This is a genomic window from Streptomyces sp. NPDC036813 (assembly GCF_055609245.1).
Map to the genome: position 1 here is coordinate 17050 of NZ_JBVJPV010000018.1, position 24549 is coordinate 41598.

A 24549-nucleotide genomic window follows, 5' to 3' on the forward strand; every position below is an offset into this window, starting at 1 on the left:
TTCCTGGTGCGGGCGGTGGTGGCCTGCCCGATGCCGAAAAGCTTGCCGCGGCACTTTCATCGCCGTGTCCGCCGACTGTCACAGACGTGTCACAGGGGTACGGGGCCGTCCCGACGAAGATCGTGCACAGCTCCCGATGCCGCCCCCGCTGCTTCTGCACAACCCACAGGTGAACAACGCCGCCTCCATGGGCCAGAATGAGCCCGTGCCTTCCCTGTTGCTGATCGAGGACGACGACGCCATCCGCACGGCCCTGGAGCTCTCACTGACGCGCCAGGGACACCGGGTGGCGACCGCTGCCAGCGGTGAGGACGGTCTGAAGCTGCTGCGCGAGCAGCGGCCGGATCTGATCGTGCTGGATGTGATGCTGCCCGGCATCGACGGTTTCGAGGTGTGCCGGCGCATCCGGCGCACCGACCAGCTGCCGATCATCCTGCTGACCGCGCGCAACGACGACATCGACGTCGTCGTCGGCCTGGAGTCCGGCGCGGACGACTATGTCGTCAAGCCGGTCCAGGGGCGTGTCCTCGACGCGCGGATCCGGGCCGTGCTGCGGCGCGGTGAGCGGGAGTCGACGGACTCGGCGACCTTCGGCAGCCTCGTCATCGACCGCTCGGCGATGACGGTGACGAAGAACGGCGAGGATCTGCAGCTGACGCCGACCGAGCTGCGGCTGCTGCTGGAGCTGAGCCGGCGGCCCGGTCAGGCGCTGTCGCGGCAGCAGCTGCTGCGGCTGGTGTGGGAGCACGACTACCTGGGTGACTCCCGGCTGGTGGACGCGTGCGTCCAGCGGCTGCGCGCCAAGGTGGAGGACGTGCCCTCGTCCCCGACGTTGATCCGTACCGTGCGTGGTGTCGGCTACCGCCTGGATCCGCCTCAGTGAGCAAGCAGCACGAGGGGGACCGCGGCGAGGTCGCGGATCGCAAGGGAGTTTTCTCGCGGCTGCGCCTGACCAGCCTGCGGCTGCGGCTGGTCGTGGTGTTCGCGCTGGTCGCGCTGACCGCTGCCGTGTCGGCGTCGGGCATCGCGTACTGGCTGAACCGGGAAGCGGTGCTCACCCGCGCCCAGGACGCGGTGCTGCGCGACTTCCAGCAGGAGATGCAGAACCGGGCGGGCGCGCTGCCGGAGCACCCCAGCCAGGACGAACTGCAGCACACCGCCGGACAGATGGCGAACAGCAGCCAGCGCTTCAGCGTGCTGCTGGTGGCCACGGACGCGAGCGGCAAGAGGGTGTACGGCAGCTCCGGCGGCCTGAACGGCTTCTCCCTGGAGGAGGTGCCGACGTCGCTGCGGACGGCGGTGGACCGGCAGCAGAAGCTCACCGGCGCCAACAAGTCCCCGTACCACCTGTACTGGCAGCGGATCGTCGAGGACGGCACGCCGTATCTCGTCGCCGGGACGCGGGTCATCGGCGGTGGCCCGACCGGGTACATGCTCAAGTCGCTGGAGCCGGAGGCGAAGGACCTCAACTCGCTGGCCTGGTCGCTGGGGATCGCCACCGGCCTGGCGCTGATCGGCGCGGCGCTGCTCGCACAGGCCGCGGCGACGACCGTGCTGAAGCCGGTGCAGCGGCTCGGGGTGGCCGCGCGGCGGCTGGGCGAGGGCAAGCTGGACACCCGGCTGCGGGTGTCCGGCACGGACGAACTAGCCGATCTGTCCCGGACGTTCAACAAGGCCGCGGAGGCGCTGGAGAAGCGGGTCGCGGACATGGCGGCGCGGGACGAGGCGTCGCGGCGGTTCGTGGCGGACATGAGCCATGAGCTGCGTACGCCGCTGACCGCGATCACCGCCGTCACCGAGGTGCTGGAGGAGGAGCTGGAGGCCGAGACCGGCGGTATCGACCCGATGGTCGAACCCGCGGTGCGGCTGGTGGTCAGCGAGACGCGGCGCCTGAACAACCTGGTCGAGAACCTCATGGAGGTCACCCGCTTCGACGCCGGTACGGCCCGGCTGGTGCTGGACGACGTCGACGTCGCCGACCAGATCACCGCGTGCATCGACGCGCGGGCCTGGCTGGACGCCGTCGACCTGGACGCCGAGCGCGGCATCCACGCCCGGCTCGATCCGCGCCGCCTCGACGTGATCCTGGCGAACCTGATCGGCAACGCGCTCAAGCACGGCGGCTCGCCGGTCAGGGTGTCGGTGCGGGAGACGGAGAGCGAGGTCGTCATCCAGGTGCGCGACCACGGGCCCGGCATCCCCGAGGACGTCCTGCCGCACGTCTTCGACCGCTTCTACAAGGCCAGCGCCTCGCGGCCGCGGTCGGAGGGCAGCGGGCTCGGTCTGTCCATCGCACAGGAGAACGCCCACATCCACGGCGGCGAGATCACCGCGGCCAACTCGGAGGAGGGCGGCGCGGTGTTCACCCTGCGGCTGCCGCGGGACGCGTCGGAGCTGGCCCGCCAGGAGGAGCAGAGCCGGGAGCAGGCCGGCCGGGAGACGAAGGGCCGCGAGCAGGAGGGGGACGTCTGATGAGGAGGGCTCGACGTCTGCTGGCCGTACCGCTGCTCGCCGTGCTGGCGGCCGGGTGCGGCATCAGGGCGACCCAGGTGCCGACGGACTTCGGGGCGGCGCCCTCCCGGGTGCGCTGCTCGCTGTCCGAGCCGGAGCTGTCCACGCAGACCTCGCGCGGGCTGCCGGTGCAGGTGTTCCTGCTGTGCGGTGCGTCGCTGGTGGCCGTGGACCGGGTGGTGCGCGTGCCGGACGGCGCGGCGGACTCCAGGCGGCGGGTGCTGGTGGCGCAGGGGCTGCTGGACCAGCTGGCCCAGACGCCGTCGGCGGCGGAGCGGGAGGCCGGGTACTCCACCGACGTGCGCGGCGGCATGACCGTCTCCGGGCCCGGCCCGCACGACCCGGAGGACGCACTGCGGCTGAGCACGTCCCCGGGCGCCCTCACGTCGTACTCGCTGGCGCAGGTCGTGTGCACCTTCTCGGACTCCGCGGCGGCCGAGGGCGACGGTTCCGTCATCCTCGGCGGCCCCCGGGGCGAGCCGCTGCGCCGCTACGCCTGCACAGGCGCGGTCCGTTCCCGTCCCGGCACGAAGGAACCGCCGTCGACGGAGGTCACGGAGACCTGACGCCCGGCGGGCGCCGCCCCGGCCGGGGGCCGGTGTGGCCGACGCCTCATACCGGTGGGTGTGCGGGGTGCGGAACCGATCCTGCCGGGGGGTGCGTCTAGGGGGGCGTGCAGCGTCATGGCTCCATCGGCGGCAGCGCCGCGTCTCGCGTCCGTGTGGCAGGAGGTGTCCTCCTCGTCGCCCACCTCGCGTTCGTCGCCTGGTTCACGCTGCGGCCGCTGGACGTCCCCTGGGTGATGCCGGCGAATCTGCATCCCTTCGCCGGGATCCGCTACGACCTCGCCCGGGGCGGCGAGTTCGCGGTGCGCCGGCTCGGCACGGGACTGGCGCTGCTCGCGCCGCTGGGCGTGCTGCTGCCGCTGGTGCACGGCCGGCTCGACGCGTCCCCGTTCGGTTCCCTGCTGCGCACGACGGTCGCGGGGGCGCTGCTGTCCCTGGGCATCGAACTGCTGCAGACCGGGGTGCCCGGGCAGGTCGCGGACGTGGACGCGCTGCTGCTGAACACGACGGGCGTGGTCGTCGCCCACCTGCTCGTCGTGCCTGTCGGCCGGGCCTGTCTGCGCCGCAGGGCCAGGCGTTCGCCCCTGCCCCAGGAGGAGCCGGCTCAGGGTCGCACCCCGACGATTCCCAGGGTCGGGATCGCCCCGTGGAGCGACGTTGCGCCCCCTTCGTCCCCGTAGCGTTGATGTCGGACGAGGCAGCCACCCGGCGGCCTCACCGCCGACAGCTCGCGAAGGAGCCGACATGACCGCCCTGACCCGCCCCACCCACGGCCGTATGATCGCCGGCGTGTGCGCCGGCCTGGCGCGGCGTTTCGGGACCTCCGCGACCACGATGCGGGTGATCTTCCTGCTGTCGTGTCTGCTGCCGGGCCCGCAGTTCCTGCTCTACATCGCGCTGTGGATCCTGCTGCCGTCCGAGGACAAGGCCCGCACGGCCTGGTGAACGCACGCCGACGGGGCGCACTCCTGGATCAGGGGTGCGCCCCGTCGGCGTCGGCGGGGGGTCAGCCCAGCGGGATCCCGTTCAGCCCGCTCGAGCCCAGGCCCTGCACCGGCAGCCCGCCGAGCAGCCCGGTGAGGGGCTTCGCGGGCCCGTCGGCGAGCACCTTGCCGACGACCGGCTGCGCGGCGGCCAGGCCCGCACCGGCCGCGCTCGGGCCGTGGGCCAGCGCCGCACCGGCGCCCGGCACCGCCTGGGCGACGTTCTCAGCCGGCAGCGTCTGGGTCAGACCGCCCAGCGCCTGGGAGGCGTCGGGGAGGGCGGGGGCGGCGTTCGCGGCGCCGGCGCCCGCAGCGGCGAAGGCGGCACCGAGGGCGGCGACACCGAGGGTCTTGGCAGCAGACTGCTTCATGAAAATGCGTCCTCGAATGGAGACGGGGATTGAGCGGTCCACGACCGTAAACACGCGACGCCTCCGGCCGCAAACATCGAAATGCGGACGGGTTGTGAACACCCGTCCGCATTTCACTGCCGGTCACGCCCTGGCTCAGTCTTCCGGAGCCACAGAACCGCTGGTGGAGGCGGTCTGCTGAAACAGCCATTCGGATTTCAGCTCCGCATATCCGGGCTTGATCACGTCATTGATCATCGCGAGTCGTTCATCGAAAGGAATGAACGCTGATTTCATCGCATTGACGGAGAACCACTGCAGGTCGTCGAGCGTGTAACCGAACGCCTCGACCAGATGCTCGAACTCCCGGCTCATGCTGGTGTGCGACATCAGCCGGTTGTCCGTGTTGACGGTCGCCCGGAAGTGGAGCCGCCGCAGCAGCCCGATCGGGTGCTCGGCGTACGACGTCGCCGCACCGGTCTGGAGGTTGGAGCTGGGGCACAGCTCCAGCGGGATGCGCTTGTCACGGACGTAGGAGGCGAGCCGCCCCAGGGTGACCGTGCCGTCGTCCTCGACCTCGATGTCGTCGATGATCCGCACCCCGTGCCCGAGCCGGTCGGCGCCGCACCACTGCAACGCCTGCCAGATGGACGGCAGTCCGAACGCCTCACCGGCATGGATCGTGAAGTGGTTGTTCTCCCGCTTCAGATACTCGAAGGCGTCCAGGTGCCGGGTGGGCGGGTAACCGGCCTCCGCGCCCGCGATGTCGAAGCCGACGACGCCCAGGTCCCGGTAGCGGTTGGCGAGTTCGGCGATCTCCAGGGCGCGCGCGGCGTGCCGCATGGCGGTCAGCAGGGCGCCGACGCGGATGCGGCGACCGTTCTCCCGGGCGAGCCGCTCCCCTTCCCTGAAGCCTTCGTTGACGGCCTCGACGACCTCCTCCAGCGTCAGCCCGCCCTCCAGATGCTGCTCGGGGGCGTAGCGCACCTCGGCGTAGACGACGCCGTCCTCCGCGAGGTCCTCGGCGCACTCGCGCGCGACCCGCACCAGGGCCTCACGGGTCTGCATCACACCGACGGTGTGCGAGAAGGTCTCCAGGTACCGCTCCAGCGAACCGGAGTCGGCGGCCTCCCGGAACCACAGGCCGAGCTTGCCCGGGTCCGTCTCCGGGAGCTCGGAATAGCCCGTCTCACGGGCGAGTTCGACGACGGTGGCAGGGCGCAGACCGCCGTCGAGATGGTCGTGCAGCAGAACCTTGGGCGCCCGGCGGATCTGGTCCGGCGTCGGAATTCTGCCCTTCTGGATGGTCTGGCTCGTCATTTCCGCACTGTAACGCCTACGCGCGTAGAGGGCGCGATGTACATCGCCGCCGATATGTAACGGTGACCGCGAGGAAGGGTGGCGTACACCGTTGCTTCTGACACTGTTCTGCCATGGCACACGATGTGACGCCGGCTCGTACGGCCCGGCTGGGGCGGGCACTCGGTCCGGAACCGACGGCGGTGAGCGGCGTGGTGCTGCTGCTCCCGGACGGCGAGGAGGTCTCCACCCGCAGACCCTCACCGTTGCTCGCGGCGGCCTCCGTGCGGTCGTTGGGCCGCGCCCTGGCCCGCACGGGCCACGCCGAGGGGCTGGCCGTGCACGTCGTGCACTACCGCTGCCGCGGCTGGAACGGCAGCGACGCCCACCTCGCGGGCGACGCCGCCTGGGCCGCCGACGAGGCGGTACGGCGCTACGGCGACGTCCCCGTGTGCCTCGCCGGCGTCGGCATGGGCGGCCGGGCCGCGCTGCGGGCGGGCGGCCACGAGGCCGTCAACTCCGTGCTCGCGCTGGCTCCTTGGCTGCCGGAGGACGACATGGCGGCGCCTGCCGAACCCGTGAAGCACCTCACGGGGCGCCGGGTGCTGATCGCGCACGGCACGAACGACCAGCGCACGGATCCGGAGCTGTCCTTCCGGCTCGCGGCGCGGGCGAAGAAGTCCAACCGGGAGGTGTGCCGGTTCGAGGTGCACGGGGACGGGCACGGGTTGCGCGCCTACCGGGACGAGGTGCTGGCGCTGGCCTCGGACTTCGTCATGGGGGCGGTGTTCGGGTGGGGGTTCGCGCGACCGGTCCGCGACGCGTTGGAGGCTCCGCCGCCGCTGGGGTTGCGGATGCCGTTGGCTTCGGGGTTCGGGGCGACGTTACGGCGGTAGCGCCACCCCTTCAGGGCAACAGGCTCCCCCTTCTCGAGAGCAGGAACTTCTTGAAGGCGGCCACCGGGGGTGTGTCGGGGTGGCCGTTCAGCCAGGCGACGCCGATTTCCCGTACCGCTCTCGGGGCCGTGACCGTCAGTTCCGCGACTCCCGGGCGGGGGAACGCCGGTGGGGGCAGGAGGGCCACTCCCAGGCCCGCCGCGACCAGGCCGCGCAGCGTTTCCGCCTCCTCGCCCTCGAAGGCGATCCTCGGCTTGAAGCCGGCCTCGCGGCACAGGTCGTCGGTGATGCGGCGCAGGCCGTAGCCGGGCTCCAGCGTGACGAACGCTTCGTCGGCGGCCTCTGCGAGGCGGACACGGCGGCGGGTGGCCAGGCGGTGGTCGAGGGGCACGACGAGGCGCAGCTTCTGTTCGTCGAGTCGGCGGGCGACCAGGTCGGGGGCGTCGGGGACGGGCGAGGTCAGGCAGAGGTCGAGGTCGCCGGCGCGCAGCCGTTCCAGCATGGCCTCGCCGTAGTTCTGGACCAGGCTGAAGCGGACGCCCGGGTGATCGGCGCGGAAGGCGTGGATGAGGCCGGGTACGGTCTCGGCGCCCATGGTGTGCAGAAAGCCGAAGGCGACCTTGCCGGTGGCCGGGTCGGCGTCGGCACGGACCTCGTCGGCGGCGCGGCGGATCTCGCCGAGGGCGCGCTCGGCGGAGGCGAGGAAGGTGCGGCCGGCGGGGGTGAGGGAGACCGTACGGCCGTGGCGGGCGAACAGGTCGACGCCGAGGTCCGCTTCCAGGCGGGCCATCGCGCGCGAGAGGGTCGACTGGGGGACGTTCAGTTCCTGGGCGGCGCGCGTGACGTGCTCGGTGCGGGCGACGGCGGTGAAGTACGCCAAGCGGGGCGCTAGCAACGACGCCATGTCTTCTGTGTCACTGGACGGTGACAGACGCGGCTGTGACCTTTGCTGATGCACCATGGGAACGATTATGGCGTTTCCATGCATTGGACGGATGAGTGGGACCGTCCCTACGGTCGTGGCATGACTCCCGCCAGTACCGGGGCGTCCACCACCGTGGGCGCCGCTGCTCGTGTCCCTGCCCCCGTTCCCTCTCCGGCTTCCGACTCCCGTATGGCCCCGGGCGGCCCCGGCTACCGCCGGATGAGCCTCGCCCTCTTCCTCGCGGGGGTGGCGACGTTCGCCCTGCTGTACTCCACGCAGGCGCTGCTGCCGCTGATCTCCGGTGACTTCGGGGTCGCTGCGAGCGAGGCGAGCTGGACGGTGGCGGCCGCTACGGGCGGTCTGGCGCTTTTCGTGCTGCCGATGAGCGCCCTGTCGGAGCGCTACGGCCGCCGCACGGTCATGACGGCGTCCCTGGCGGTGGCGGTGACCCTGGGACTGCTGGTGCCCTTCGCACCCTCGATCGGGGCGCTGGTGGTGCTGCGGGCGCTGCAGGGCGCGGCGCTGGCCGGGCTGCCTGCGTCGGCGCAGGCGTATCTCGCGGAGGAGGTCACGCCGCGGGCGCTGGTCACCGCGATCGGGCTCTTCGTGGCCGGCAACAGCGTCGGCGGGATGAGCGGCCGGGTGATCACCGGCTGGGTCGCGCAGGAGTGGGGCTGGCGGACCGCGGTCGGCGTGATCGGGGTGATCGCGGTGGGCTGCGCGGTGGCGTTCCGGCTGCTGCTGCCCGCGCCGGAGCACTTCGCGCCGGGGTCGCTCAGGCCCCGGGTGCTGGCCGCCACGGTCCGCGACCACCTGGCGAACCCCCTGCTGCGGCGGCTGTACGCGATCGGCGCGCTGTTCATGACCGTCTTCGGCGGTGTGTACACGGTCATCGGCTACCGGCTGACCGGGGCGCCGTTCTCGCTGCCGCAGGGCATCATCGGCTCGGTCTTCCTGGTGTACCTGGTGGGTACGGTGTCGGCGTCGACGGCGGGCCGGCTGGTCGGGCGGCTGGGCCGGCGGGGTGCGCTGTACCTGGCGGGCGGCACGACGGCGGCGGGTCTGCTGCTGTCCCTGGCCGCCTCCCTGCCGCTGGTGCTGCTGGGCCTGGTACTGATCACGGCGGGCTTCTTCGCGGGGCACGCGGTGGCGTCCTCGGCGGTCAGCAAGACGGCGACGCGGGGGCGGGCGCAGGCGTCGGCGCTGTACCAGTCGGCGTACTACATCGGCTCCAGCGCCGGCAGCACGGTCGGCGCCATGGCGTTCCACTCGGGGGGCTGGGCCGGGACGGTGGGCGTGGGCCTGCTGGCGGTGCTCGGCGTCGTGTCGATCACGCTGCTCGGCACCCGGGCGGCGCGGGTGGCGGCCCGCCGCGAGCCGGTGCCGGCGCACTGACCACTCCCTGCGCCTGACCTGCCTCTTTGTCCACTCCGGAGGCCATTGTCAGTGGGCTGCGGTAGCTTCCGAAGTGTCCGGTTGCGACGACGCGGCGGACAGGGACACGGCCACAGGGGTGGGTGGACGATGAGTGACGGCACGGCGACGGCGGATCTGGACGTCAGACTGGAGAAGCACCGGGTCGAGCTGACCGGGTACTGCTACCGGATGCTCGGCTCGTCCTTCGAGGCCGAGGACGCGGTACAGGACACGATGGTCCGCGCCTGGCGCAGCTACGACAAGTTCGAGGGCCGTTCCAGTCTGCGCTCGTGGCTGTACCGGATCGCGACGAACGTCTGCCTGGACATGCTGACCGCGGGCAACAAGCGGGCCCGGCCGATGGATCTGACGGAGTCGACACCGCTGGCGCAGGCGGCGCTCTCGCCGCGCCCCGAGAACACCTGGCTGGAGCCGATGCCGGACGCGCGGGTGCTGCCGACGGTCGAGGACCCGGCGGAGGCGGCGGTCGCCAAGGAGTCGGTGCGGCTGGCGTTCATGGCGGCCCTGCAGAAGCTGCCGCCCAAGCAGCGCGCGGTGCTGATCCTGCGGGAGGTGCTGGCCTGGCGGGCGAGCGAGGTCGCCGAGCTGCTTCAGACGTCGGTGGCGTCGGTCAACAGCGCCTTGCAGCGGGCCCGCGCGACGCTCGCGGAGCAGCCGGAGCCGGGCGCCGAGGCGGCGGTGTCGGATCCGCTGGACGAGGAGCAGCGCAAGCTCCTGGAGCGCTATGTGCAGGCCTTCGAGGGCTACGACATGGCCGCGCTGACGGCGTTGCTGCACGAGGACGCCATCATGACGATGCCGCCGTTCGACCTGTGGCTGACCGGCCCGGCGGACATCACCGGCTTCATGACCACGCTGGGCGCGTCCTGCGCGAACTCCCGGCTGCTGCCGGTGCAGGTCAACGGCCTGCCCGGGTTCGCGCACTACAAGCCGGAGCCCGAGACGGGCGGCTTCTCCGCCTGGGCGGTGCAGGCGCTGGAGATCTCAGACGGCCGGATCACCGGGTTCCACTGCTTCCTGGACGTGCAGCGCTGGTTCCCGCTGTTCGGCCTGCCCCTCCAGCTCGAAGCGGAGGCCGACGAGGTCCAGCAGGGCGGTTAGCGCGGGGGCCGGGTCGCGCAGGCGTATCCGCCCCCCGGCCCGGCGCGCGGTGAGCTGGAGCCGCGCCAGCAGGTCGACGGCGGTGAGGCCGGGCGGTCCGAGCCCGCCGACGTCGCAGACCACGACGCCGGTCCGGTCGGCCTCCAGCAGCGCCCGCACGTCGTCGCACAGCCCCGTCACCTCGTCCCGGGTGACGGGGCCGGCCAGCGCGAGTACGGGCGGTCTCATGGCGTCCACGTGCGGTAGACCGCGCGGTCGGGCGGAACTCATCGCGACGGGTGCCGGGAGCCGCCGACGAGAATCACATTGACCCGGCTCGGCCGCGCCGACCAGGGTGATCGTCATGCCCTGTGAACCAGCACCGGACCCGGTATCCGCCGTTCCCTCGCTCGCCGGGGAGGTTCTGTGCAGGGGGTGCTGAGCGGGTTCGCGGTCATCGCGGTCGTCATCGGTGTGGGCTATGTGCTCGGGCGGCTCGGCTCGCTCGGGGAGCAGGGCCGTGACGTCCTGACGGCGCTCGCGTTCCATGTGGCGACGCCCGCGCTGCTGTTCACGACGCTCGCCCGGGCCGACCTGTCGGTGATCTTCTCCAGCCGGCTGCTGGTGACGGCGCTGAGCACGGCGGTCGTCGTGGGGATCTTCGTCGCGGTGGGGGCGCTGCGCCGCTGGGGCGTGGGCCGCACGACGATCGGCGCCCTGTGCGCCGGGTACGTCAACTCCGGCAATCTCGGCATCCCGATCGCCGTGTACGTCCTCGGCGACGCCTCGCTCGTCGCGCCCGTGATGCTCTTCCAGCTGATCCTGGTCACCCCGCTCGCCCTGGCGGTGCTGGACCTGTCGGGGCGCGGCGAGAAGGGGCCGCTGTGGCAACGGTCGCTGACGCCGCTGCGCAACCCGGTCGCGGTGGGCTCCCTGGCCGGGGTGCTGGTGTCGGCGGCGGGTGTGCACGTCCCCGGCCCGGTGATGGACCCGATCAAGCTGATCGGCAACATGTCGGTCCCGGCGTCGCTGCTCGCCTTCGGCATCTCCCTGTACGGCAGCGCGGCACCGGGCCGGGGTCAGGACCGTCTTCCGGTGCTGCTGTCGGTGGCCCTGAAGTCGGTGGGCCAGCCGCTGATCGCCTGGTTCCTTGCACGGGCCGTCTTCGGCCTGCACGGCGCGGCCCTGCTGGACGTCGTGGTGACGTCGGCCCTGCCGGCGGCACAGAACCTCTTCACCTATGCCAGCCGCTACCGGGTGGCGGAGTCCCTGGCCCGCGAGTCGATCCTGCTGTCGACGGTGACCTCGGTACCGGTACTGGTGGGGGTGGCGGCGGTGCTGGGGTGACCCCCGGATCAGCTGAGGGGGAAGATCCCGGTGTCGAGGACCAGCTTGACCGGCTCGGGCAGTGACAGCTTCTCGCCGTATTCGACGGAAGCGAGCACACGGTAGGTGCCGTTCTGCGGTTCCCCGTAGAGCGTCGCCGTGGGACGTCCTGACTGCCACGCGTCCAGCAGGAGGTAGAGCGGTACGCCCGCGACAGCGTAGCCATGCGCCTTCTTGATGCGATCGTGATTCGCATTGCTCTTGGACGTGACCTCGACGACGAGTTCGGCTTCGCCGGCATGCACGCGCGTTCCGCGGCGCAGAGCGGCCCTGGGCACGACACACAGATCGGGCACGAAGAGGCCGCCCGTCTCCGGACATTCCAAGCCGAGCGTCTGATAGACGCCCCAGTCGCAGCCGGGAGGGCGTGCGCCGTACAGGAGCTCATGCAGCAGTTCAGCGGTGTCGTTGTGCTCTTCGGACGGCGGAGGCGACACGGTGACGATCCCTTCGATGATCTCCACCTTGCTCCCCTCGGGAGCGTCCGTCTCCTCCCAGATACGGACGATCTCGTCCCAGCCCGTTCCCTCCGGGGACTCGGGCTCGACGCCGAGTGCGCTCATGGCGGTTCTCCTATCGGTGCGTCACCGATACCAGCATGCCGAACGGGACCGGCGCCGGTCCACCGATCCCGTTCACCCGAAGGAGGAAACGCCTGGTCAGGCGATACGTTCCCGCACCACCGGCGACGGCGTGAAGGCCGTACCCGGGGCGGCGATGTCGTAGGAACCCTGCACGGCCTGGAGGGCGTAGTCGAAGCGCTCGGGGGTGTCCGTGTGGAGGGTCAGCAGGGGCTGGCCCTCGGTCACCGTGTCACCGGGCTTGGCGTGCATCTCCACACCGGCGCCCGCCTGCACCGGGTCCTCCTTGCGTGCGCGGCCCGCGCCCAGGCGCCAGGCAGCGACGCCGATGTCGTAGGCGTCGAGGCGGGTCAGGACGCCCGAGGACGGCGCCGTGATCACGTGCTGCTCGCGGGCCACCGGCAGCTGCGCGTCCGGGTCGCCGCCCTGGGCCGCGATCATGCGGCGCCAGACGTCCATCGCGGAGCCGTCGGCGAGGGCCTTCGCCGGGTCGGCGTCCCTCACACCGGCCGCGTCGAGCATCTCGCGGGCCAGGGCGATCGTCAGCTCGACGACGTCCGCGGGGCCGCCGCCGGCCAGGACCTCCACGGACTCCCGGACCTCCAGGGCGTTGCCCGCGGTCAGGCCGAGCGGGGTGGACATGTCGGTCAGCAGGGCGACCGTCTTCACGCCGTGGTCGGTGCCCAGGCCGACCATGGTGGTGGCCAGTTCGCGGGCGTCCTCGATCGTCTTCATGAAGGCGCCCGAGCCGACCTTCACGTCCAGGACCAGGCTGCCCGTGCCCTCGGCGATCTTCTTCGACATGATCGACGACGCGATCAGCGGGATCGCCTCGACCGTGCCGGTGACGTCCCGCAGGGCGTACAGCTTCTTGTCGGCCGGGGCCAGTCCGTCGCCGGCCGCGCAGATCACCGCGCCGACCTCGTCGAGGACACGCAGCATCTCCTCGTTGGACAGCAGGGCGCGCCAGCCGGGGATCGACTCCAGCTTGTCCAGGGTGCCGCCGGTGTGGCCGAGGCCGCGGCCGGACAGCTGCGGGACGGCGGCACCGCACGCCGCGACCAGCGGGGCCAGGGGCAGCGTGATCTTGTCGCCGACGCCGCCCGTGGAGTGCTTGTCGGCGGTCGGGCGGGTGAGCGAGGAGAAGTCCATGCGCTCGCCGGAGGCGATCATCGCCGCCGTCCACCGGGCGATCTCGCGGCGGTCCATGCCGTTGAGCAGGATGGCCATCGCGAGCGCGGACATCTGCTCGTCGGCGACCTCGCCGCGCGTGTAGGCGTCGATGACCCAGTCGATCTGTTCGTCGCTGAGTTCACCGCGGTCGCGCTTGGTGCGGATGACGGAGATGGCGTCCATGGCCATGGCGTTCCTTCCGAGACGTTCAAGAAATACGCGGCCCCTCCGATCCGACTCGGAGGGGCCGCGCGGGAGTTACCGGGAGAGGTGGTCCGGGCCGAAGGCCTGGGGCAGCATCCGGGACAGCGGCAGGATGCCCTCCGGGGTCTCCAGCAGCAGGTCCGGGCCGCCGAACTCGAACAGCAGCTGCCGGCAGCGGCCGCACGGCACGAGGATGTCGCCCCGGCCGTCCACGCACGTGAAGTGCGTCAGGCGGCCGCCGCCGGTGCGGGCCAGCTCCGAGACCAGCCCGCACTCGGCGCACAGGCCGAGGCCGTAGGAGGCGTTCTCCACGTTGCAGCCGGAGACCGTGCGGCCGTCGTCGACGAGGGCCGCGACCCCGACCGGGTAGCCGGAGTAGGGGGCGTACGCGCGGGTCATGGCCTCGCGGGCCACCGCGCGCAGCGCCTCCCAGTCGGCGCCGGACGCGTCGGGCGGGGTCACTTGCCCTGCCCCTTGCGGTACGGCAGCCCGTCCGCCTTCGGCATGCGCAGCCGCTGGGCGGACAGGGACAGGACGAGGAGGGTGACGATGTACGGCGTGGCCGTCACGAGCTGGCGGGGGACCTCGTCGGTGCTGGAGTACCAGATGAACATCAGCACCGAGATGGCCAGCGTGATGACACCGCTCACCAGGCGCTTGCGCCACAGCAGGTACGCCGCGCCGAACACCAGCAGGATCGCCAGCAGCAGGATCAACGCGTGCACGTTGGTGGTGCCGCCGCGCAGGTTGAGGCTGTCGGTGTAGCCGAACAGGCCGGCGCCGAGGGCGAGGCCGCCGGGCATCCAGTTGCCGAAGATCATCGCCGCGAGGCCGATGAAGCCGCGGCCAGCGGTCTGGCCGTCGAGGTAGACGTTGGAGGCGACGATCGACAGGAAGGCACCGCCGAGACCTGCGAGACCACCCGAGATGATCACCGCGATGTACTTGTACTTGTAGACGTTGACGCCGAGGGACTCCGCCGCCACCGGGTTCTCACCGCAGGAGCGCAGACGCAGACCGAAGGCGCTGCGCCACAGCACCCACCAGGTCACCGGTACCAGGGCCACCGCGATCACCGTCAGCGGGGAGAGATTGGTGACCAGGCCGCCGAGCAGGCCGGCGATGTCGGAGATCAGGAACCAGTGCTTCTCGTTCAGTGTCTGAAGCCCGTCCGACAGCCCGGGGATGCTGAACGTGCCCAGCGAGTCGATCGGCGGTGACTGCTTGGACGAGCCCTGCGGGGCGTCCTCGAAGGTGAACTTCGACAGGTAGCGCGTGACACCGAGGGCGAGGATGTTCAGGGCCACACCGGAGACGATGTGGTTGACGTTGAAGGTGACGGTGGCGATGGCGTGCAGGAGCGCGCCCAGCGCGCCGCCGAGGATGCCGAAGACGACACCGGTCCACGGGCCCCACTGGTAACCGGCCCAGGCGCCGAACCAGGTGCCGAGGATCATCATGCCCTCGAGGCCGATGTTGACGACGCCCGCGCGCTCGGCCCACAGGCCGCCGAGGCCGGCCAGGCCGATCGGCACGGCCAAGCGCAGCGCGGTGGACATCTGGCCGGTGGAGGTGATGCCGTCCGCGCCGGAGATCAGGCGGACGACCGAGGTCAGGACGAGCACGCCCGCGATGAGCAGCAGGAGCACCGGGAGCGAGAGACGGCGGCTGCCCCTGCCGGGCTGCTTCGCTTGGGGCTTGGCGACGGTCGCGGTGGACATCAGGCCGCCACCTCCTTCGTGTTGTGGGCGGCCTGAGCGGCGAGCTCGGCTCCGACCCTCTTCTGCTGGCGGCGCAGACCCCACTGGCGGACGGCCTCGTAGGAGATGACGACCGTGAAGACGATGACGCCCTGCATGATCGTGGCGATCTCCTTCTCGTACGCCGTCGGGACGGCGTAGTCGAGCGCCGGGGACGCCTTGTCGAGGAAGGCCCACAGGAGGGCGGCCAGCGCGATGCCGCCGGGGTTGTTGCGCCCGAGGAGCGCGATGGCGATGGCGTTGAAGCCGACACCGGCCGGGAAGGTCAGGCCGTAGGTGTGGGCGTCACCGAGGAGCAGCGGCAGGCCGGAGAGGCCGGCGACCGCGCCGGAGATCAGCATCGCGGTGAGCGTCATGCGCTTGGCGTTGACGCCGGAGGCCGCGGCGGCGGTCTCGGAGGCGCCGGTGGCGCGCAGGTCGAAGCCGAAGCGGGTGCGGTTGAGGACGATCCAGTAGGCGATGCCGAGCAGCACGGCGAGGAAGACCAGGCCGTAGATCTCGCCGACGTCCGGGCCCAGGTCGATGCCGGGCACCCAGCCGGACTTCTCCATGATGCCGGTGGTGTTGTTGTCGCCGACCAGCACACCGAAGTTCTCGGTGAGGGTGAGGTAGCCGATCAGGGCGGTGGCGATCGAGTTCAGCATGATCGTGGCGACGACCTCGCTGACCCCGCGGGTCACCTTCAGCACGCCCGCGATGCCGGCCCACATGGCGCCGGTGAGGGCGCCGACGATGAGCAGCAGCGGGACCTGCAGGGCGGCCGGAAGCGCCACGTGTGCGCCGACCAGCGCCGTCATCAGGGCGCCGAGCCGGTACTGGCCGTCCACACCGATGTTGAACAGGTTCATGCGGAAGCCGAGGGCGACCGCCAGGGCGGCGATGTAGTACAGCGACGCCTGGTTGATGATCAGCACCTGGACGTCGGAGTAGCCGATCTGCTCCAGCATCAGCCGGTAGGGCTCGATCGGGTTCCTGCCGGACGCGACCAGCACGATCGAGGTGAGCAGGATCGCCGCGACGAGCGCGATGACCGGTCCGGCCACCGCGACGAGCACGCGGTCCTTGTCGAACTTCTTCATCGGGCCTCGTCCTCCGGGGCGGCTCCCTCGCCGCCGTTCGCTTCGTGCTGCAGGTGGCCGGTGGCGGCACCGGTCATCGCCGAGCCCAGTTCCTCCGGCGTGACGGTGGCCGGGTCGGCGTCGGCGACCAGCCTGCCGTCGTAGATGACGCGCAGCGTGTCCGACAGGCCGATCAGCTCGTCCAGGTCGGCGGAGATCAGCAGCACGGCCAGGCCCTCGCGGCGGGCGTCGCGGATGCGGTCCCAGATCTGCGCCTGCGCGCCGACGTCCACACCGCGGGTGGGGTGGGCGGCGATCAGGAACTTCGGGTCGTGGCTCATCTCGCGGCCGACGATCAGCTTCTGCTGGTTGCCGCCGGACAGGGAGGCCGCGGTGACGTCGATGCCGGGGGTGCGGACGTCGTACTCCTCGACGATCCGGCGGGTGTCGTCCTGGGCGCCCTTGGGGTTCAGCCAGAAGCCCTTGGCGTTGGGCTTCTCGGTGACGTGGCCGAGGATGCGGTTCTCCCACAGCGGGGACTCCAGCAGCAGGCCCTGGCGGTGGCGGTCCTCGGGGATGTAGCCGACGCCGGACTCACGGCGCTTGCGCGTGGCCCAGCCGGTGATGTCCTCGCCGAGGAAGCGGATCGTGCCCGCGTCGGCGTTCTTGGTGCCGATGAGCGCGTCGATCAGCTCGGTCTGGCCGTTGCCCTCGACACCGGCGATGCCCATGATCTCGCCGGCGTGGATGGTGAAGGTGACGTCGTCGAGGACCCTCTTGGCTCCGACGTCGGTGACGTCGGTGAGGGCGGCGCCGACGGACGTGGGCTCCGCGTCCGCGCCGAGGGAGGCACCGGCCGCGTACACGGTGAGGCCCTCCACCTCGATGACGGGCTGATCGGTGACCGTCGACTCGGCGGTCTCCGGGGTGGGAAGCTCGCTGCCCACCATCAGCTCGGCGAGCTGGCGGGGGGTCGTCTCGGAGGGGACAGCCGTGCCGACCGTCGTCCCACGGCGGATGACGGTGATGTCATCGGCGACGGACAGCACCTCGCCCAGCTTGTGGGAGATGAAGATGACGGACAGGCCCTCGGACTTCAGCTCGCGCAGGTTGGCGAAGAGGGCGTCGACCTCCTGCGGGACGAGCACGGCGGTCGGCTCGTCGAGAATGAGGGTCTTGGCGCCGCGGTAGAGGACCTTGAGGATCTCCACCCGCTGGCGGTCGGCGACGCCGAGGTCCTCGACCAGGGCGTCCGGGCGCACACCCAGCCCGTACCGGTCGGAGATCTCCTTGATCTTCTTGCGGGCGGTGCCGCCGATGCCGTACAGCTTCTCGCTGCCCAGCACGACGTTCTCCAGCACGGTGAGGTTGTCGGCCAGCATGAAGTGCTGGTGGACCATGCCGATACCGCGGGCGATGGCGTCGGCCGGGCTGGAGAAGCTCACCTGTTCGCCGTCGACGGTGATGGTGCCCTCGTCCGGCTTCTGCATGCCGTAGAGGATCTTCATCAGGGTCGACTTGCCGGCGCCGTTCTCGCCGACGAGCGCGTGGACGGTGCCCTTGCGGACCGTCAGGTGGATGTCGTGGTTCGCCACGACACCCGGGAAGCGTTTCGTGATGCCCGCGAGCTCCACCGCGATCGTCGACTGAGCGGTGTGCGGAGGGCTGCTGGTCGCGTCGATGGCGCACTCTCCTCGGGAAAGGGGCCGCTCTACGCGCGTAGCGCCCCTGCTTTAAATAGAGCCCGGACCGGACCGGGTCTTTTCAAGTACCCGATCGGTTCCGAGCATTCTGCCGCGCGAACGGGGCACGGTGAGCCATCCTCTCCGCACCCCGTTCCGTGGCCGTAACGCTGCCATTACAGCGATCCGTCGGCCAAGGCCTCCGACCGGACGGTCAGGAGGTCTTCACCTGGATCGTGCCGTTCTTGATGCCTTCCTCGGCCTTCTTGATGGCGTCCTGGACGGCCTTGTCGTTCGCGAACTTCGGGTTGGAGTTCGACAGGCTCACGCCACCGTTCTCCAGGCTGCCGCGGATCTCACCGGACTCCGGCTTGCCGTCGTGCACGGACTTGGCCAGGCCGTACACCGCACCCTCGACGTTCTTCATGGCCGAGGTGTAGATGGAGTCCTTGTACTTGGCCAGCGCGTCCTGCTTGTACTGGTCCGAGTCGACGCCGATCGCCCACACGTGGTGCGCGTTGGCGGCCTTGATCACGCCCTGGCCGGACAGACCGGCGGCGGCGTAGACGACGTCCGCGCCCGCGTCGATCTGGCCCTCGGCGGCGTTCTCACCCTTGTCGGGGCTGGAGAAGCCGCCCTCCTGCGCGGTCTCGGTCAGGTACTGCGACTTGACCGTGACGCCCTTCTTGGTGTCGGCGACGCCCTGCTTGAAGCCGGCCTCGAACTTGTGGATCAGCGGGACGTTCACGCCGCCGATGAAGCCCACCGTGTTGCTCTTGGTGGCCTTGGCCGCCGCGACACCGGCGAGGTACGACGCCTGCTCCTCGTGGAAGACGAGGTCGGCGACGTTGGACGCCTTGATGGTGTTGTCGTCGACGATGCCGAAGGTGGTCTTCGGGAACTTGGTGGCGGCTTCCTTCACGGCCGGCGCGTAGGCGAAACCGACGCCGATGACAGGGTTGTAGCCCTGCTTGGCGAGGGTCTCCAGGCGCTGCACCTTGTCCGCGTCGGACTCGCCGTCCTGCGGCTCGACGGCCGTGGACTTGTAGCCGAACTCCTTGTCGGCCTTCTCCATACCGGCGGTGGCGGCGTCGTTGAACGACTGGTCGCCCTTACCACCGACGTCGTAGGCCAGAGCGAGGCCCAGATCCTTGTTGCCGCCGGAGGACGAGCTCGAGGACGAGCTTCCACAGGCGGAAACGGTGACGGCGAGAGCTGCGGTCGCAACACCCGCGACCGCGATACGGGACACCCGGCGCATGGAACGAGACTCCTTTGTGCAAGCGCCCATACCAGGCGCTGGTTCCGCCGCAGCGTAACGCGCGTAGACCAGACGGAAAAACCCTTCTGTCCGGTCCGTTACCGAGCTGTGGCCACAGTTGCCCTCCAGACTACGGACAGCGAAACGCCCCTCGCAGGAAGCAAGGGGCGTATCCGCAGGAAGGAACCCTAAGGGCCTACTTCGTGTTCACGGTGACCTTCCCGTTGACGATGTCCTGCTTGGCCTTGTCGACGGCCCCGACGACGTCCTTCATGGCCTGGTACTTCGGGTTGGAGTCGGCGAACCCGACGCCGTTGTTGGCGAGCGACCCGCGCACCGTGCCGCTGAGCGGCTTCCCCTGGTACACCGACTTCGCCAGGTCGTAGACGGCACCGCCGACGTTCTTCAGGGCGGACCCGAGGATCCAGTCCTTGTACTGGGCGAGCGCGCTCTGCTTGTACTGGTCGGAATCGACGCCGATCGCCCACACCTTGTGGGCCGCGGCAGCCTTGATCACGCCCTGCCCCGACAGTCCGGCAGCGTGGTACACGACGTCGGCACCGGCGTCGATCTGCCCGTTCGCCGCCGCCTCACCCTTGTCCGGGCTGGAGAACCCGCCCTCCTGGGCGGTCTGCGTCAGATACTGCGACTCGATCTTGATGCCGGGATTCACGGACTTGGCGCCTTGCGTGAACCCGGCCTCGAACTTGTGGATCAGCGGAATGTCCACACCGCCGATGAAGCCGATGTGCTTCTTCTTGGTGGCCTTGGCGGCGGCGACCCCCGCGAGGTAGGAGGCCTGCTCCTCGTGGAAGACCAGATCGGCGACGTTCTTGGCCTGGACGGTGTCGTCGTCGATGATCCCGAAGGTGACCTTCGGGTACTTGGCGGCGACCTCCTTGACCGCCGGCGCGTAGACGAAGCCGACGCCGATGATCGGGTTGTACCCGGCCTTGGCGAGCTGCTCGAGGCGCTGCGCCTTGTCGGCGTTCGACTCGTTGTCGCTCGGCTCGACGTCACGGCCGCCGATCTTGAACTCCTGCTCGGCCTTCTGGAAGCCGGAGAAGGCGGCGTCGTTGAACGACTGGTCGCCTTTGCCGCCGATGTCGTACGCGAGGCCGATGCCCTTGCCGGAGTACTTCCCGGAGGCCTCCGCGCTGCTGGAGGAAGAACTGGACTCGCCGCATCCGGCGGCCGCGAGGGCGATGACCGTGGCGGCCACCGCGGCTTGGGAGAACCTGGTCCTCCGAGATTTCAGACGCACGTCGAGCACCCCTTCATCCCCACGGCACCGGTTCACGGGACCGTATCCCCAAGGCGATTTCGGCGCACAGTAACGCGCGTAGAGGGGCGGGGGAACGGGGTTGCCTCCGGCGTTACCGTTTCGTGCCGCCCACTTTGTCCCATATGTCCACAGCACCGGTACTCACTTGCACGGACCGGCACCCGCGTACGGCGGGAAGGGGCCGGGGCCGGGGGTGTCCGCCCGCAGCGTCCGGCACCGGGCAACGGCGCCGCCGTCGGAAACGGCCGGCCGGACCGAGGACGGACACCCCCCGCCCCGGCCCCGACCCACAACAGACCGCAGGCGCGACAGCAACCGGCCACCGGACAGCAACGGGCCGCCGCAGGCACAAAAAGGGGCGCGGGGAACGGCGCGACCAGCCACAACGCACCCGCAGAAGACAACGCACCCGGCGCCGCAGGCACACGCACCCGCACAAGCGCCGCAGGCAACGGCGACCAGCCACACCGCACCCGCAGACGACACACGCCCCCTACACGCTCACCCCGCCCGGCCCACGGCATCGAGCAGCGCCGCCGCCGTGAACAGCTCCACCCCCACCGTGATCGCCGACTCGTCGACGTCGAAGTCGCCCTGGTGCAGGTCCCGCACCGTGCGCTCGCCGGGCGGGCGGACGCCGAGCCGCGCCATGGCGCCGGGCACGTGCTCCAGGTACCAGGAGAAGTCCTCGCCGCCCAGCGACTGCTCCGTCGACTCCACCGACTCCACGCCGCGCCGAGCCGTCATCGCCTCGCGCAGAAGTTCCGTGACCGCGGGGTCGTTGATCACCGGCGGCACACCCCGCACGTAATTGATCTCCGACTTCGCGCCGTGCAGGTTCGCCACCTCGTCGATCGCCGCGACCACCATGTCCGGCGCCAGCCGCCACGCCTCGATGTCCAGGCACCGCACGGTCCCGGCCAGCTCCGCGTGCTGCGGGATGACGTTCGGCGCGTGTCCGGACTCGATCCGACCCCAGGTCACGGCGAGCCCGCTGCGCGTGTCGACGCGCCGCCCGACGAGCGCGGGCACGTCCGTGACCACCCGGGCCGCGGCGGTGACGAGGTCCGTGGTCAGATGCGGACGCGCGGTGTGGCCGCCGGGACCGTCGAGCGAGATCTCCAGCCGGTCGCAGGCGGAGGTGATCGGGCCGGCCCGCAGCCCGACCCGGCCCGCGTCGACGCGGGGGTCGCAGTGCACGGCGAGGATGCGGCCGACCCCGTTCAGCGCGCCGCAGGCGATCGCGTCGGCGGCGCCGCCGGGCAGCACCTCCTCGGCGGGCTGGAAGATCAGCCGCACCGGACGCGGCAGCCGCCCCTGCCGGTGCAGCTCGGCGAGGATGAGCCCGGTGCCGAGCACCACCGTGGTGTGCACGTCGTGGCCGCAGGCGTGGGCGCGGTCGGGCACGGTCGACCGGTACGGGCAGTCGGCCTTCATGTCCGGGATGGGCAGCGCGTCGATGTCGGCGCGCAGGGCGAGCATGCCGGGACCCTGGTACGTGCCGTCCGCGGGTACGCCGATGTCGCAGGTCAGACCGGTCCCGCTGGGGAGGACCCGCGGGTGGAGGCCGGCCGTCTCCAGACGGGCCTTGATCGCCGCGGTGGTGCGGAACTCCTGGTTGCCGAGCTCGGGGTGCATGTGCAGGTCGCGGCGGAAGGCGACGAGCTCGGCGCGCAGCTGCTCGGGGAGCGTGCCGGGGAGCACGGCGGCGGCCCCGGACGGATCGGCCTCGGACTGTAGCGACATCAGTTGCTTCACCCTCTGAAGGGTAGGGCGCCGGGGCGGCCAACTGACCCGCGATCAACAAAAGTTCAGCCCGTTAGGGGAAGAAAATCTGGCCGCTCGACGCATAGTGGTCGTCGTGGACGGGTAAACTCGCCCGACTCGAGACCGGGTCGATCTTGGGTCGAGCGTCCGTCCTCTGCTCTTTTCACCTCTTTTCCACGGATACCACGCCGCGCGCAGACCACGCGGCCGGTGTTCGCCTATCGGGACGGGACCGGGTTCCCCGGATCACGCCGCCGGAGCCCGTGAGAGGTCGTAGGGTCCCGGCGTGACCGACCCCACCGCCGCGTTCCCGCCCGGCACGACCCGTCCCGCGTTCCCGGCGGACACCCGTCCCGCGTTCCTGACCGACACCCGCGCCGCCTACGACGCCATCGCGCCGGCCTACGCCGAGGCGTTCCCCGACATCCTCGCCGACCGCCCGCTGGAGCGCGCCCTGCTCGCTGCGTTCGCCGAGCAGGTCACGGCGCACGGGCCGCAGCCCGTCGCGGACGTCGGCAGCGGCCCGGGGCATGTCACGGCCCGGCTGCACGCGCTCGGTGTGCCGGTGTTCGGGGTCGACATCTCGCCCCGGATGGTGGCGCTCGCCCGTGAGACGCATCCGGGCCTGCGCTTCCACGTGGGGTCGATGACGGCGCTGGACCTGCCGGACGCCACGCTCGGCGGACTGCTGGCGCTCTACTCGGTCATCCACGTGCCGGACGAGCGGCTGCCGGAGGTGTTCGCCGAGTTCCGCCGGGTGCTGGTGCCGGGCGGGCAGCTGCTGCTGTCGTTCCAGACGTCGGACCCGGCGGCGGGCGGGACCGAGCACCTGCACCTGTCCGAGCGGTTCGGGCGGGAAATCGCGCTCGACTACTACTGGCGCACCCCGGAGGCGGTGGCCGCCGTTCTGACGGAGGCGGGCCTGTCGCTCCGGGCCCGGATCGTGCGCGAACCGCTGGACGAGGAGAAGCGCCCCCGGGCCTTCGTACTGGCGAGCAGGCCGAGCTGAACCCTGCGCACCCGCCCCGCCGCACGACCCGGCGGGCCCGTCCGGCGGATCACGCCGGCGTCACGGGCCCCGGCACGCCATCTGCACTGGTCGGATGGAGCGCCGCGGCCGACCCGCCCCCGCCGTACAACCCGGGCGGCCCGAGCAACCCGCGCAACCCGAGCCCAGCAACCCGCTGAGCGATGGTCATCTACGTCAGTCTCCGCAACCCCGACCCGCTACGCGATGCTCATCTGCGTCAGTCTCCGCACTCCCCGGGCCGTCCCCGTCACCCCCGACAGGAAACCCTGGGCGCGCGGTGAGGCCGTGCGGGTGAGCCAGTCGGGGTCGATGTCGCACACCGCGACCTGGACGTCGGTGCCGGCCAGGGCCAGCGGCAGGGTGTGCACGACCGTCGAGGGGAAGCTCAGGATCGTCCGGCCTACCGGCCCCCGGCGGGCGATCAGCTCCAGCGGCAGCTCGGGCCGGACGATCTCGAGACCGGTCTCCACGGCCAGCCGGTGCAGTTTCTCCGTGCTCTCGCGCCGGTGAGCGAAGTAACGCGTGGCGCCGTGCGTCTTGGCCAGGGTGCGCACGGCGTCGACGTACCGCTCGCCGTCCACCACACCGGTCTCCACCAGTGACGTGCCCACCATGTCGGCGCTCTTGGTGATGCGGGGCGGGCCGAAGCGGGCGCGGGTCCAGGCGAAGTCGTTGGCGGTGACCCGCACGCCGTCGGGGGCCTCCTGGATCGGCATGGAGGAGAAGATCTCCACCCGCTGCTCGCCGCCGGGCGTCAGGCGGCGCCGGGCGGCGGAGGACACCGGCGCGAACACCAGGTCCCGCGGGCCGCGCCGGCCGCCCTTGCGGTGCCAGCGCACCAGCCGCTCACCGCGCGCGAGCTGGGCGACGAACTCCATCGTGGCCGTGCCGTCGTCGACGACGACCAGGTCACGGGCGCGTGTGATGGTCAGCAGCAGCTGGACGTACCGGGAGAAAGGGTCGCCCATGACGATCCGCTCCGCCCGCCGCAGCGGGCCCGCGAGCGAGCCGACCGTCTGGAAGGGGGCCGCGGGACCGCCGCGTGCCTCCTCCCAGCGGACCGTGTGGCCCTCGTCCCGGGCCAGGTCGGCCATGCGCCGCAGCTGGCCCCGGGTCATCGGGTCGGTCGGGGACAGGACGACGAGGGTGAACCCCGCGCCGGGCTCCTGAAGCGGCCGGATGGCGTGTGCGTGGGCCCACTCCAGGACGTTGAGGAGCTGTACCGGGCTCTCCACGAACGCGAGGGTGGTGCCGGGTTCGCCGGCGCGTGGGTTCATCGACGCAGGTCCGTCCCCTGATCAGCGCAGCGGATCCG

General features: G+C 71.1%; 24 protein-coding genes. 10 read left to right on the top strand and 14 right to left on the bottom strand.

From position 1 onward, the window contains the following. Positions 1–205 precede the first annotated feature (205 nt). From afsQ1 to ACZ67Q_RS31545, 5 genes are all read left to right on the top strand, one after another. On the top strand, positions 206–883 hold the full coding sequence (gene afsQ1, locus ACZ67Q_RS31525; RefSeq protein ID WP_158075115.1) for a two-component system response regulator AfsQ1: 678 nt from the start codon (positions 206–208) through the stop codon (positions 881–883). After that, positions 880–2472 carry an ATP-binding protein gene (locus tag ACZ67Q_RS31530; RefSeq protein WP_471189149.1) on the top strand — a complete coding sequence of 531 codons (1593 nt, stop codon included), beginning with the start codon at positions 880–882 and terminating at the stop codon, positions 2470–2472. The genes afsQ1 and ACZ67Q_RS31530 overlap by 4 nt, the downstream gene beginning before the upstream one ends. After that, the gene (locus ACZ67Q_RS31535; RefSeq protein ID WP_471189151.1) at positions 2472–3077 is read left to right on the top strand and encodes a hypothetical protein; all 606 of its coding nucleotides are present in this window, start codon (positions 2472–2474) and stop codon (positions 3075–3077) included. The genes ACZ67Q_RS31530 and ACZ67Q_RS31535 overlap by 1 nt, the downstream gene beginning before the upstream one ends. Before the next feature lie 107 nt (positions 3078–3184). Further along, positions 3185–3757 (top strand): VanZ family protein, encoded by a 573-nt coding sequence (locus ACZ67Q_RS31540; protein ID WP_471189152.1) that lies wholly within the window; start codon positions 3185–3187, stop codon positions 3755–3757. A 64-nt stretch (positions 3758–3821) separates the two neighbouring features. After that, positions 3822–4022 (top strand): PspC domain-containing protein, encoded by a 201-nt coding sequence (locus ACZ67Q_RS31545; protein WP_103782080.1) that lies wholly within the window; start codon positions 3822–3824, stop codon positions 4020–4022. A gap of 61 nt (positions 4023–4083) precedes the next feature. Here ACZ67Q_RS31545 and ACZ67Q_RS31550 read toward each other — a convergent pair whose 3' ends face one another. Together ACZ67Q_RS31550 and ACZ67Q_RS31555 are read right to left on the bottom strand one after the other, a co-directional pair. Further along, a complete protein-coding gene (locus ACZ67Q_RS31550; protein ID WP_471189155.1) occupies positions 4084–4431 on the bottom strand; it encodes an ATP-binding protein in 348 nt (115 codons plus the stop codon). A 135-nt stretch (positions 4432–4566) separates the two neighbouring features. Then, positions 4567–5730 (bottom strand): adenosine deaminase, encoded by a 1164-nt coding sequence (locus tag ACZ67Q_RS31555; protein WP_471189157.1) that lies wholly within the window; start codon positions 5728–5730, stop codon positions 4567–4569. Positions 5731–5843: 113 nt separating this feature from the next. Between ACZ67Q_RS31555 and ACZ67Q_RS31560 the strand changes: the two genes are divergently transcribed. Then, on the top strand, positions 5844–6605 hold the full coding sequence (locus ACZ67Q_RS31560; RefSeq protein WP_471189159.1) for an alpha/beta hydrolase: 762 nt from the start codon (positions 5844–5846) through the stop codon (positions 6603–6605). Between the two features lie 10 nt (positions 6606–6615). Here ACZ67Q_RS31560 and ACZ67Q_RS31565 read toward each other — a convergent pair whose 3' ends face one another. Further along, positions 6616–7566, bottom strand: coding sequence for a LysR family transcriptional regulator (locus ACZ67Q_RS31565; RefSeq protein WP_471189160.1), 951 nt, complete (start codon positions 7564–7566; stop codon positions 6616–6618). A gap of 63 nt (positions 7567–7629) precedes the next feature. Between ACZ67Q_RS31565 and ACZ67Q_RS31570 the strand changes: the two genes are divergently transcribed. Both ACZ67Q_RS31570 and ACZ67Q_RS31575 read left to right on the top strand, forming a co-directional pair. Further along, a complete protein-coding gene (locus tag ACZ67Q_RS31570; protein WP_471189162.1) occupies positions 7630–8925 on the top strand; it encodes an MFS transporter in 1296 nt (431 codons plus the stop codon). A 129-nt stretch (positions 8926–9054) separates the two neighbouring features. After that, positions 9055–10068, top strand: coding sequence for a sigma-70 family RNA polymerase sigma factor (locus ACZ67Q_RS31575; RefSeq protein WP_471189165.1), 1014 nt, complete (start codon positions 9055–9057; stop codon positions 10066–10068). On the opposite strand, the gene ACZ67Q_RS31580 is transcribed toward ACZ67Q_RS31575, so the two are convergent. Continuing rightward, positions 9952–10338 carry an STAS domain-containing protein gene (locus ACZ67Q_RS31580; protein ID WP_471189435.1) on the bottom strand — a complete coding sequence of 129 codons (387 nt, stop codon included), beginning with the start codon at positions 10336–10338 and terminating at the stop codon, positions 9952–9954. The two genes, ACZ67Q_RS31575 and ACZ67Q_RS31580, sit on opposite strands and share 117 nt — an antisense overlap. Positions 10339–10473: 135 nt before the next feature. Here ACZ67Q_RS31580 and ACZ67Q_RS31585 point away from each other — a divergent pair, with 135 nt between their 5' ends. Then, positions 10474–11394: an AEC family transporter gene (locus tag ACZ67Q_RS31585; RefSeq protein ID WP_471189167.1), complete on the top strand. Its 921-nt coding sequence runs from the start codon at positions 10474–10476 to the stop codon at positions 11392–11394. Between the two features lie 8 nt (positions 11395–11402). Here ACZ67Q_RS31585 and ACZ67Q_RS31590 read toward each other — a convergent pair whose 3' ends face one another. The 9 genes from ACZ67Q_RS31590 to ACZ67Q_RS31630 form a co-directional block, all read right to left on the bottom strand. After that, positions 11403–11996, bottom strand: a complete 594-nt coding sequence (locus tag ACZ67Q_RS31590; RefSeq protein WP_471189169.1) for a Uma2 family endonuclease — start codon at positions 11994–11996, stop codon at positions 11403–11405. A gap of 96 nt (positions 11997–12092) precedes the next feature. Continuing rightward, positions 12093–13370: a thymidine phosphorylase gene (locus ACZ67Q_RS31595; protein ID WP_471189172.1), complete on the bottom strand. Its 1278-nt coding sequence runs from the start codon at positions 13368–13370 to the stop codon at positions 12093–12095. A gap of 75 nt (positions 13371–13445) precedes the next feature. Continuing rightward, positions 13446–13853, bottom strand: coding sequence for a cytidine deaminase (locus ACZ67Q_RS31600; protein WP_471189174.1), 408 nt, complete (start codon positions 13851–13853; stop codon positions 13446–13448). Beyond that, positions 13850–15112 (bottom strand): ABC transporter permease, encoded by a 1263-nt coding sequence (locus ACZ67Q_RS31605; protein WP_471189177.1) that lies wholly within the window; start codon positions 15110–15112, stop codon positions 13850–13852. Before ACZ67Q_RS31605 ends, ACZ67Q_RS31600 begins: the two co-directional genes overlap by 4 nt. After that, positions 15112–16230 (bottom strand): ABC transporter permease, encoded by a 1119-nt coding sequence (locus ACZ67Q_RS31610; protein ID WP_471189178.1) that lies wholly within the window; start codon positions 16228–16230, stop codon positions 15112–15114. Before ACZ67Q_RS31610 ends, ACZ67Q_RS31605 begins: the two co-directional genes overlap by 1 nt. Next, the gene (locus tag ACZ67Q_RS31615; RefSeq protein ID WP_471189437.1) at positions 16227–17891 is read right to left on the bottom strand and encodes an ABC transporter ATP-binding protein; all 1665 of its coding nucleotides are present in this window, start codon (positions 17889–17891) and stop codon (positions 16227–16229) included. Before ACZ67Q_RS31615 ends, ACZ67Q_RS31610 begins: the two co-directional genes overlap by 4 nt. Positions 17892–18105: 214 nt before the next feature. Then, positions 18106–19152: a BMP family lipoprotein gene (locus ACZ67Q_RS31620; protein WP_471189180.1), complete on the bottom strand. Its 1047-nt coding sequence runs from the start codon at positions 19150–19152 to the stop codon at positions 18106–18108. A 196-nt stretch (positions 19153–19348) separates the two neighbouring features. Further along, positions 19349–20416, bottom strand: coding sequence for a BMP family lipoprotein (locus ACZ67Q_RS31625; protein ID WP_471189183.1), 1068 nt, complete (start codon positions 20414–20416; stop codon positions 19349–19351). A 522-nt stretch (positions 20417–20938) separates the two neighbouring features. Continuing rightward, positions 20939–22183 carry a M20 family metallopeptidase gene (locus ACZ67Q_RS31630; protein WP_471189185.1) on the bottom strand — a complete coding sequence of 415 codons (1245 nt, stop codon included), beginning with the start codon at positions 22181–22183 and terminating at the stop codon, positions 20939–20941. 307 nt (positions 22184–22490) lie between these two features. Between ACZ67Q_RS31630 and ACZ67Q_RS31635 the strand changes: the two genes are divergently transcribed. Beyond that, positions 22491–23213, top strand: coding sequence for a class I SAM-dependent DNA methyltransferase (locus ACZ67Q_RS31635; protein ID WP_471189187.1), 723 nt, complete (start codon positions 22491–22493; stop codon positions 23211–23213). A 218-nt stretch (positions 23214–23431) separates the two neighbouring features. Here the strand turns inward: ACZ67Q_RS31635 and ACZ67Q_RS31640 are convergent, their stop codons facing one another. Beyond that, positions 23432–24511: a hypothetical protein gene (locus ACZ67Q_RS31640; protein ID WP_471189190.1), complete on the bottom strand. Its 1080-nt coding sequence runs from the start codon at positions 24509–24511 to the stop codon at positions 23432–23434. Positions 24512–24549: the final 38 nt, after the last annotated feature.

What these genes read in the sequence shown, in the direction of transcription:
- ACZ67Q_RS31630 (WP_471189185.1), bottom strand. Translation starts at nt 22,183, where the DNA reads ATGTCGCTACAGTCCGAGGCCGATCCGTCCGGGGCCGCCGCCGTGCTC.
- ACZ67Q_RS31570 (WP_471189162.1), top strand. Translation starts at nt 7,630, where the DNA reads ATGACTCCCGCCAGTACCGGGGCGTCCACCACCGTGGGCGCCGCTGCT.
- ACZ67Q_RS31550 (WP_471189155.1), bottom strand. Translation starts at nt 4,431, where the DNA reads ATGAAGCAGTCTGCTGCCAAGACCCTCGGTGTCGCCGCCCTCGGTGCC.
- ACZ67Q_RS31535 (WP_471189151.1), top strand. Translation starts at nt 2,472, where the DNA reads ATGAGGAGGGCTCGACGTCTGCTGGCCGTACCGCTGCTCGCCGTGCTG.
- ACZ67Q_RS31590 (WP_471189169.1), bottom strand. Translation starts at nt 11,996, where the DNA reads ATGAGCGCACTCGGCGTCGAGCCCGAGTCCCCGGAGGGAACGGGCTGG.
- ACZ67Q_RS31620 (WP_471189180.1), bottom strand. Translation starts at nt 19,152, where the DNA reads ATGCGCCGGGTGTCCCGTATCGCGGTCGCGGGTGTTGCGACCGCAGCT.
- ACZ67Q_RS31610 (WP_471189178.1), bottom strand. Translation starts at nt 16,230, where the DNA reads ATGAAGAAGTTCGACAAGGACCGCGTGCTCGTCGCGGTGGCCGGACCG.
- ACZ67Q_RS31580 (WP_471189435.1), bottom strand. Translation starts at nt 10,338, where the DNA reads ATGAGTTCCGCCCGACCGCGCGGTCTACCGCACGTGGACGCCATGAGA.
- ACZ67Q_RS31545 (WP_103782080.1), top strand. Translation starts at nt 3,822, where the DNA reads ATGACCGCCCTGACCCGCCCCACCCACGGCCGTATGATCGCCGGCGTG.
- ACZ67Q_RS31640 (WP_471189190.1), bottom strand. Translation starts at nt 24,511, where the DNA reads ATGAACCCACGCGCCGGCGAACCCGGCACCACCCTCGCGTTCGTGGAG.
- ACZ67Q_RS31565 (WP_471189160.1), bottom strand. Translation starts at nt 7,566, where the DNA reads ATGGTGCATCAGCAAAGGTCACAGCCGCGTCTGTCACCGTCCAGTGAC.
- ACZ67Q_RS31560 (WP_471189159.1), top strand. Translation starts at nt 5,844, where the DNA reads ATGGCACACGATGTGACGCCGGCTCGTACGGCCCGGCTGGGGCGGGCA.
- ACZ67Q_RS31605 (WP_471189177.1), bottom strand. Translation starts at nt 15,112, where the DNA reads ATGTCCACCGCGACCGTCGCCAAGCCCCAAGCGAAGCAGCCCGGCAGG.
- ACZ67Q_RS31555 (WP_471189157.1), bottom strand. Translation starts at nt 5,730, where the DNA reads ATGACGAGCCAGACCATCCAGAAGGGCAGAATTCCGACGCCGGACCAG.
- ACZ67Q_RS31575 (WP_471189165.1), top strand. Translation starts at nt 9,055, where the DNA reads ATGAGTGACGGCACGGCGACGGCGGATCTGGACGTCAGACTGGAGAAG.
- ACZ67Q_RS31595 (WP_471189172.1), bottom strand. Translation starts at nt 13,370, where the DNA reads ATGGACGCCATCTCCGTCATCCGCACCAAGCGCGACCGCGGTGAACTC.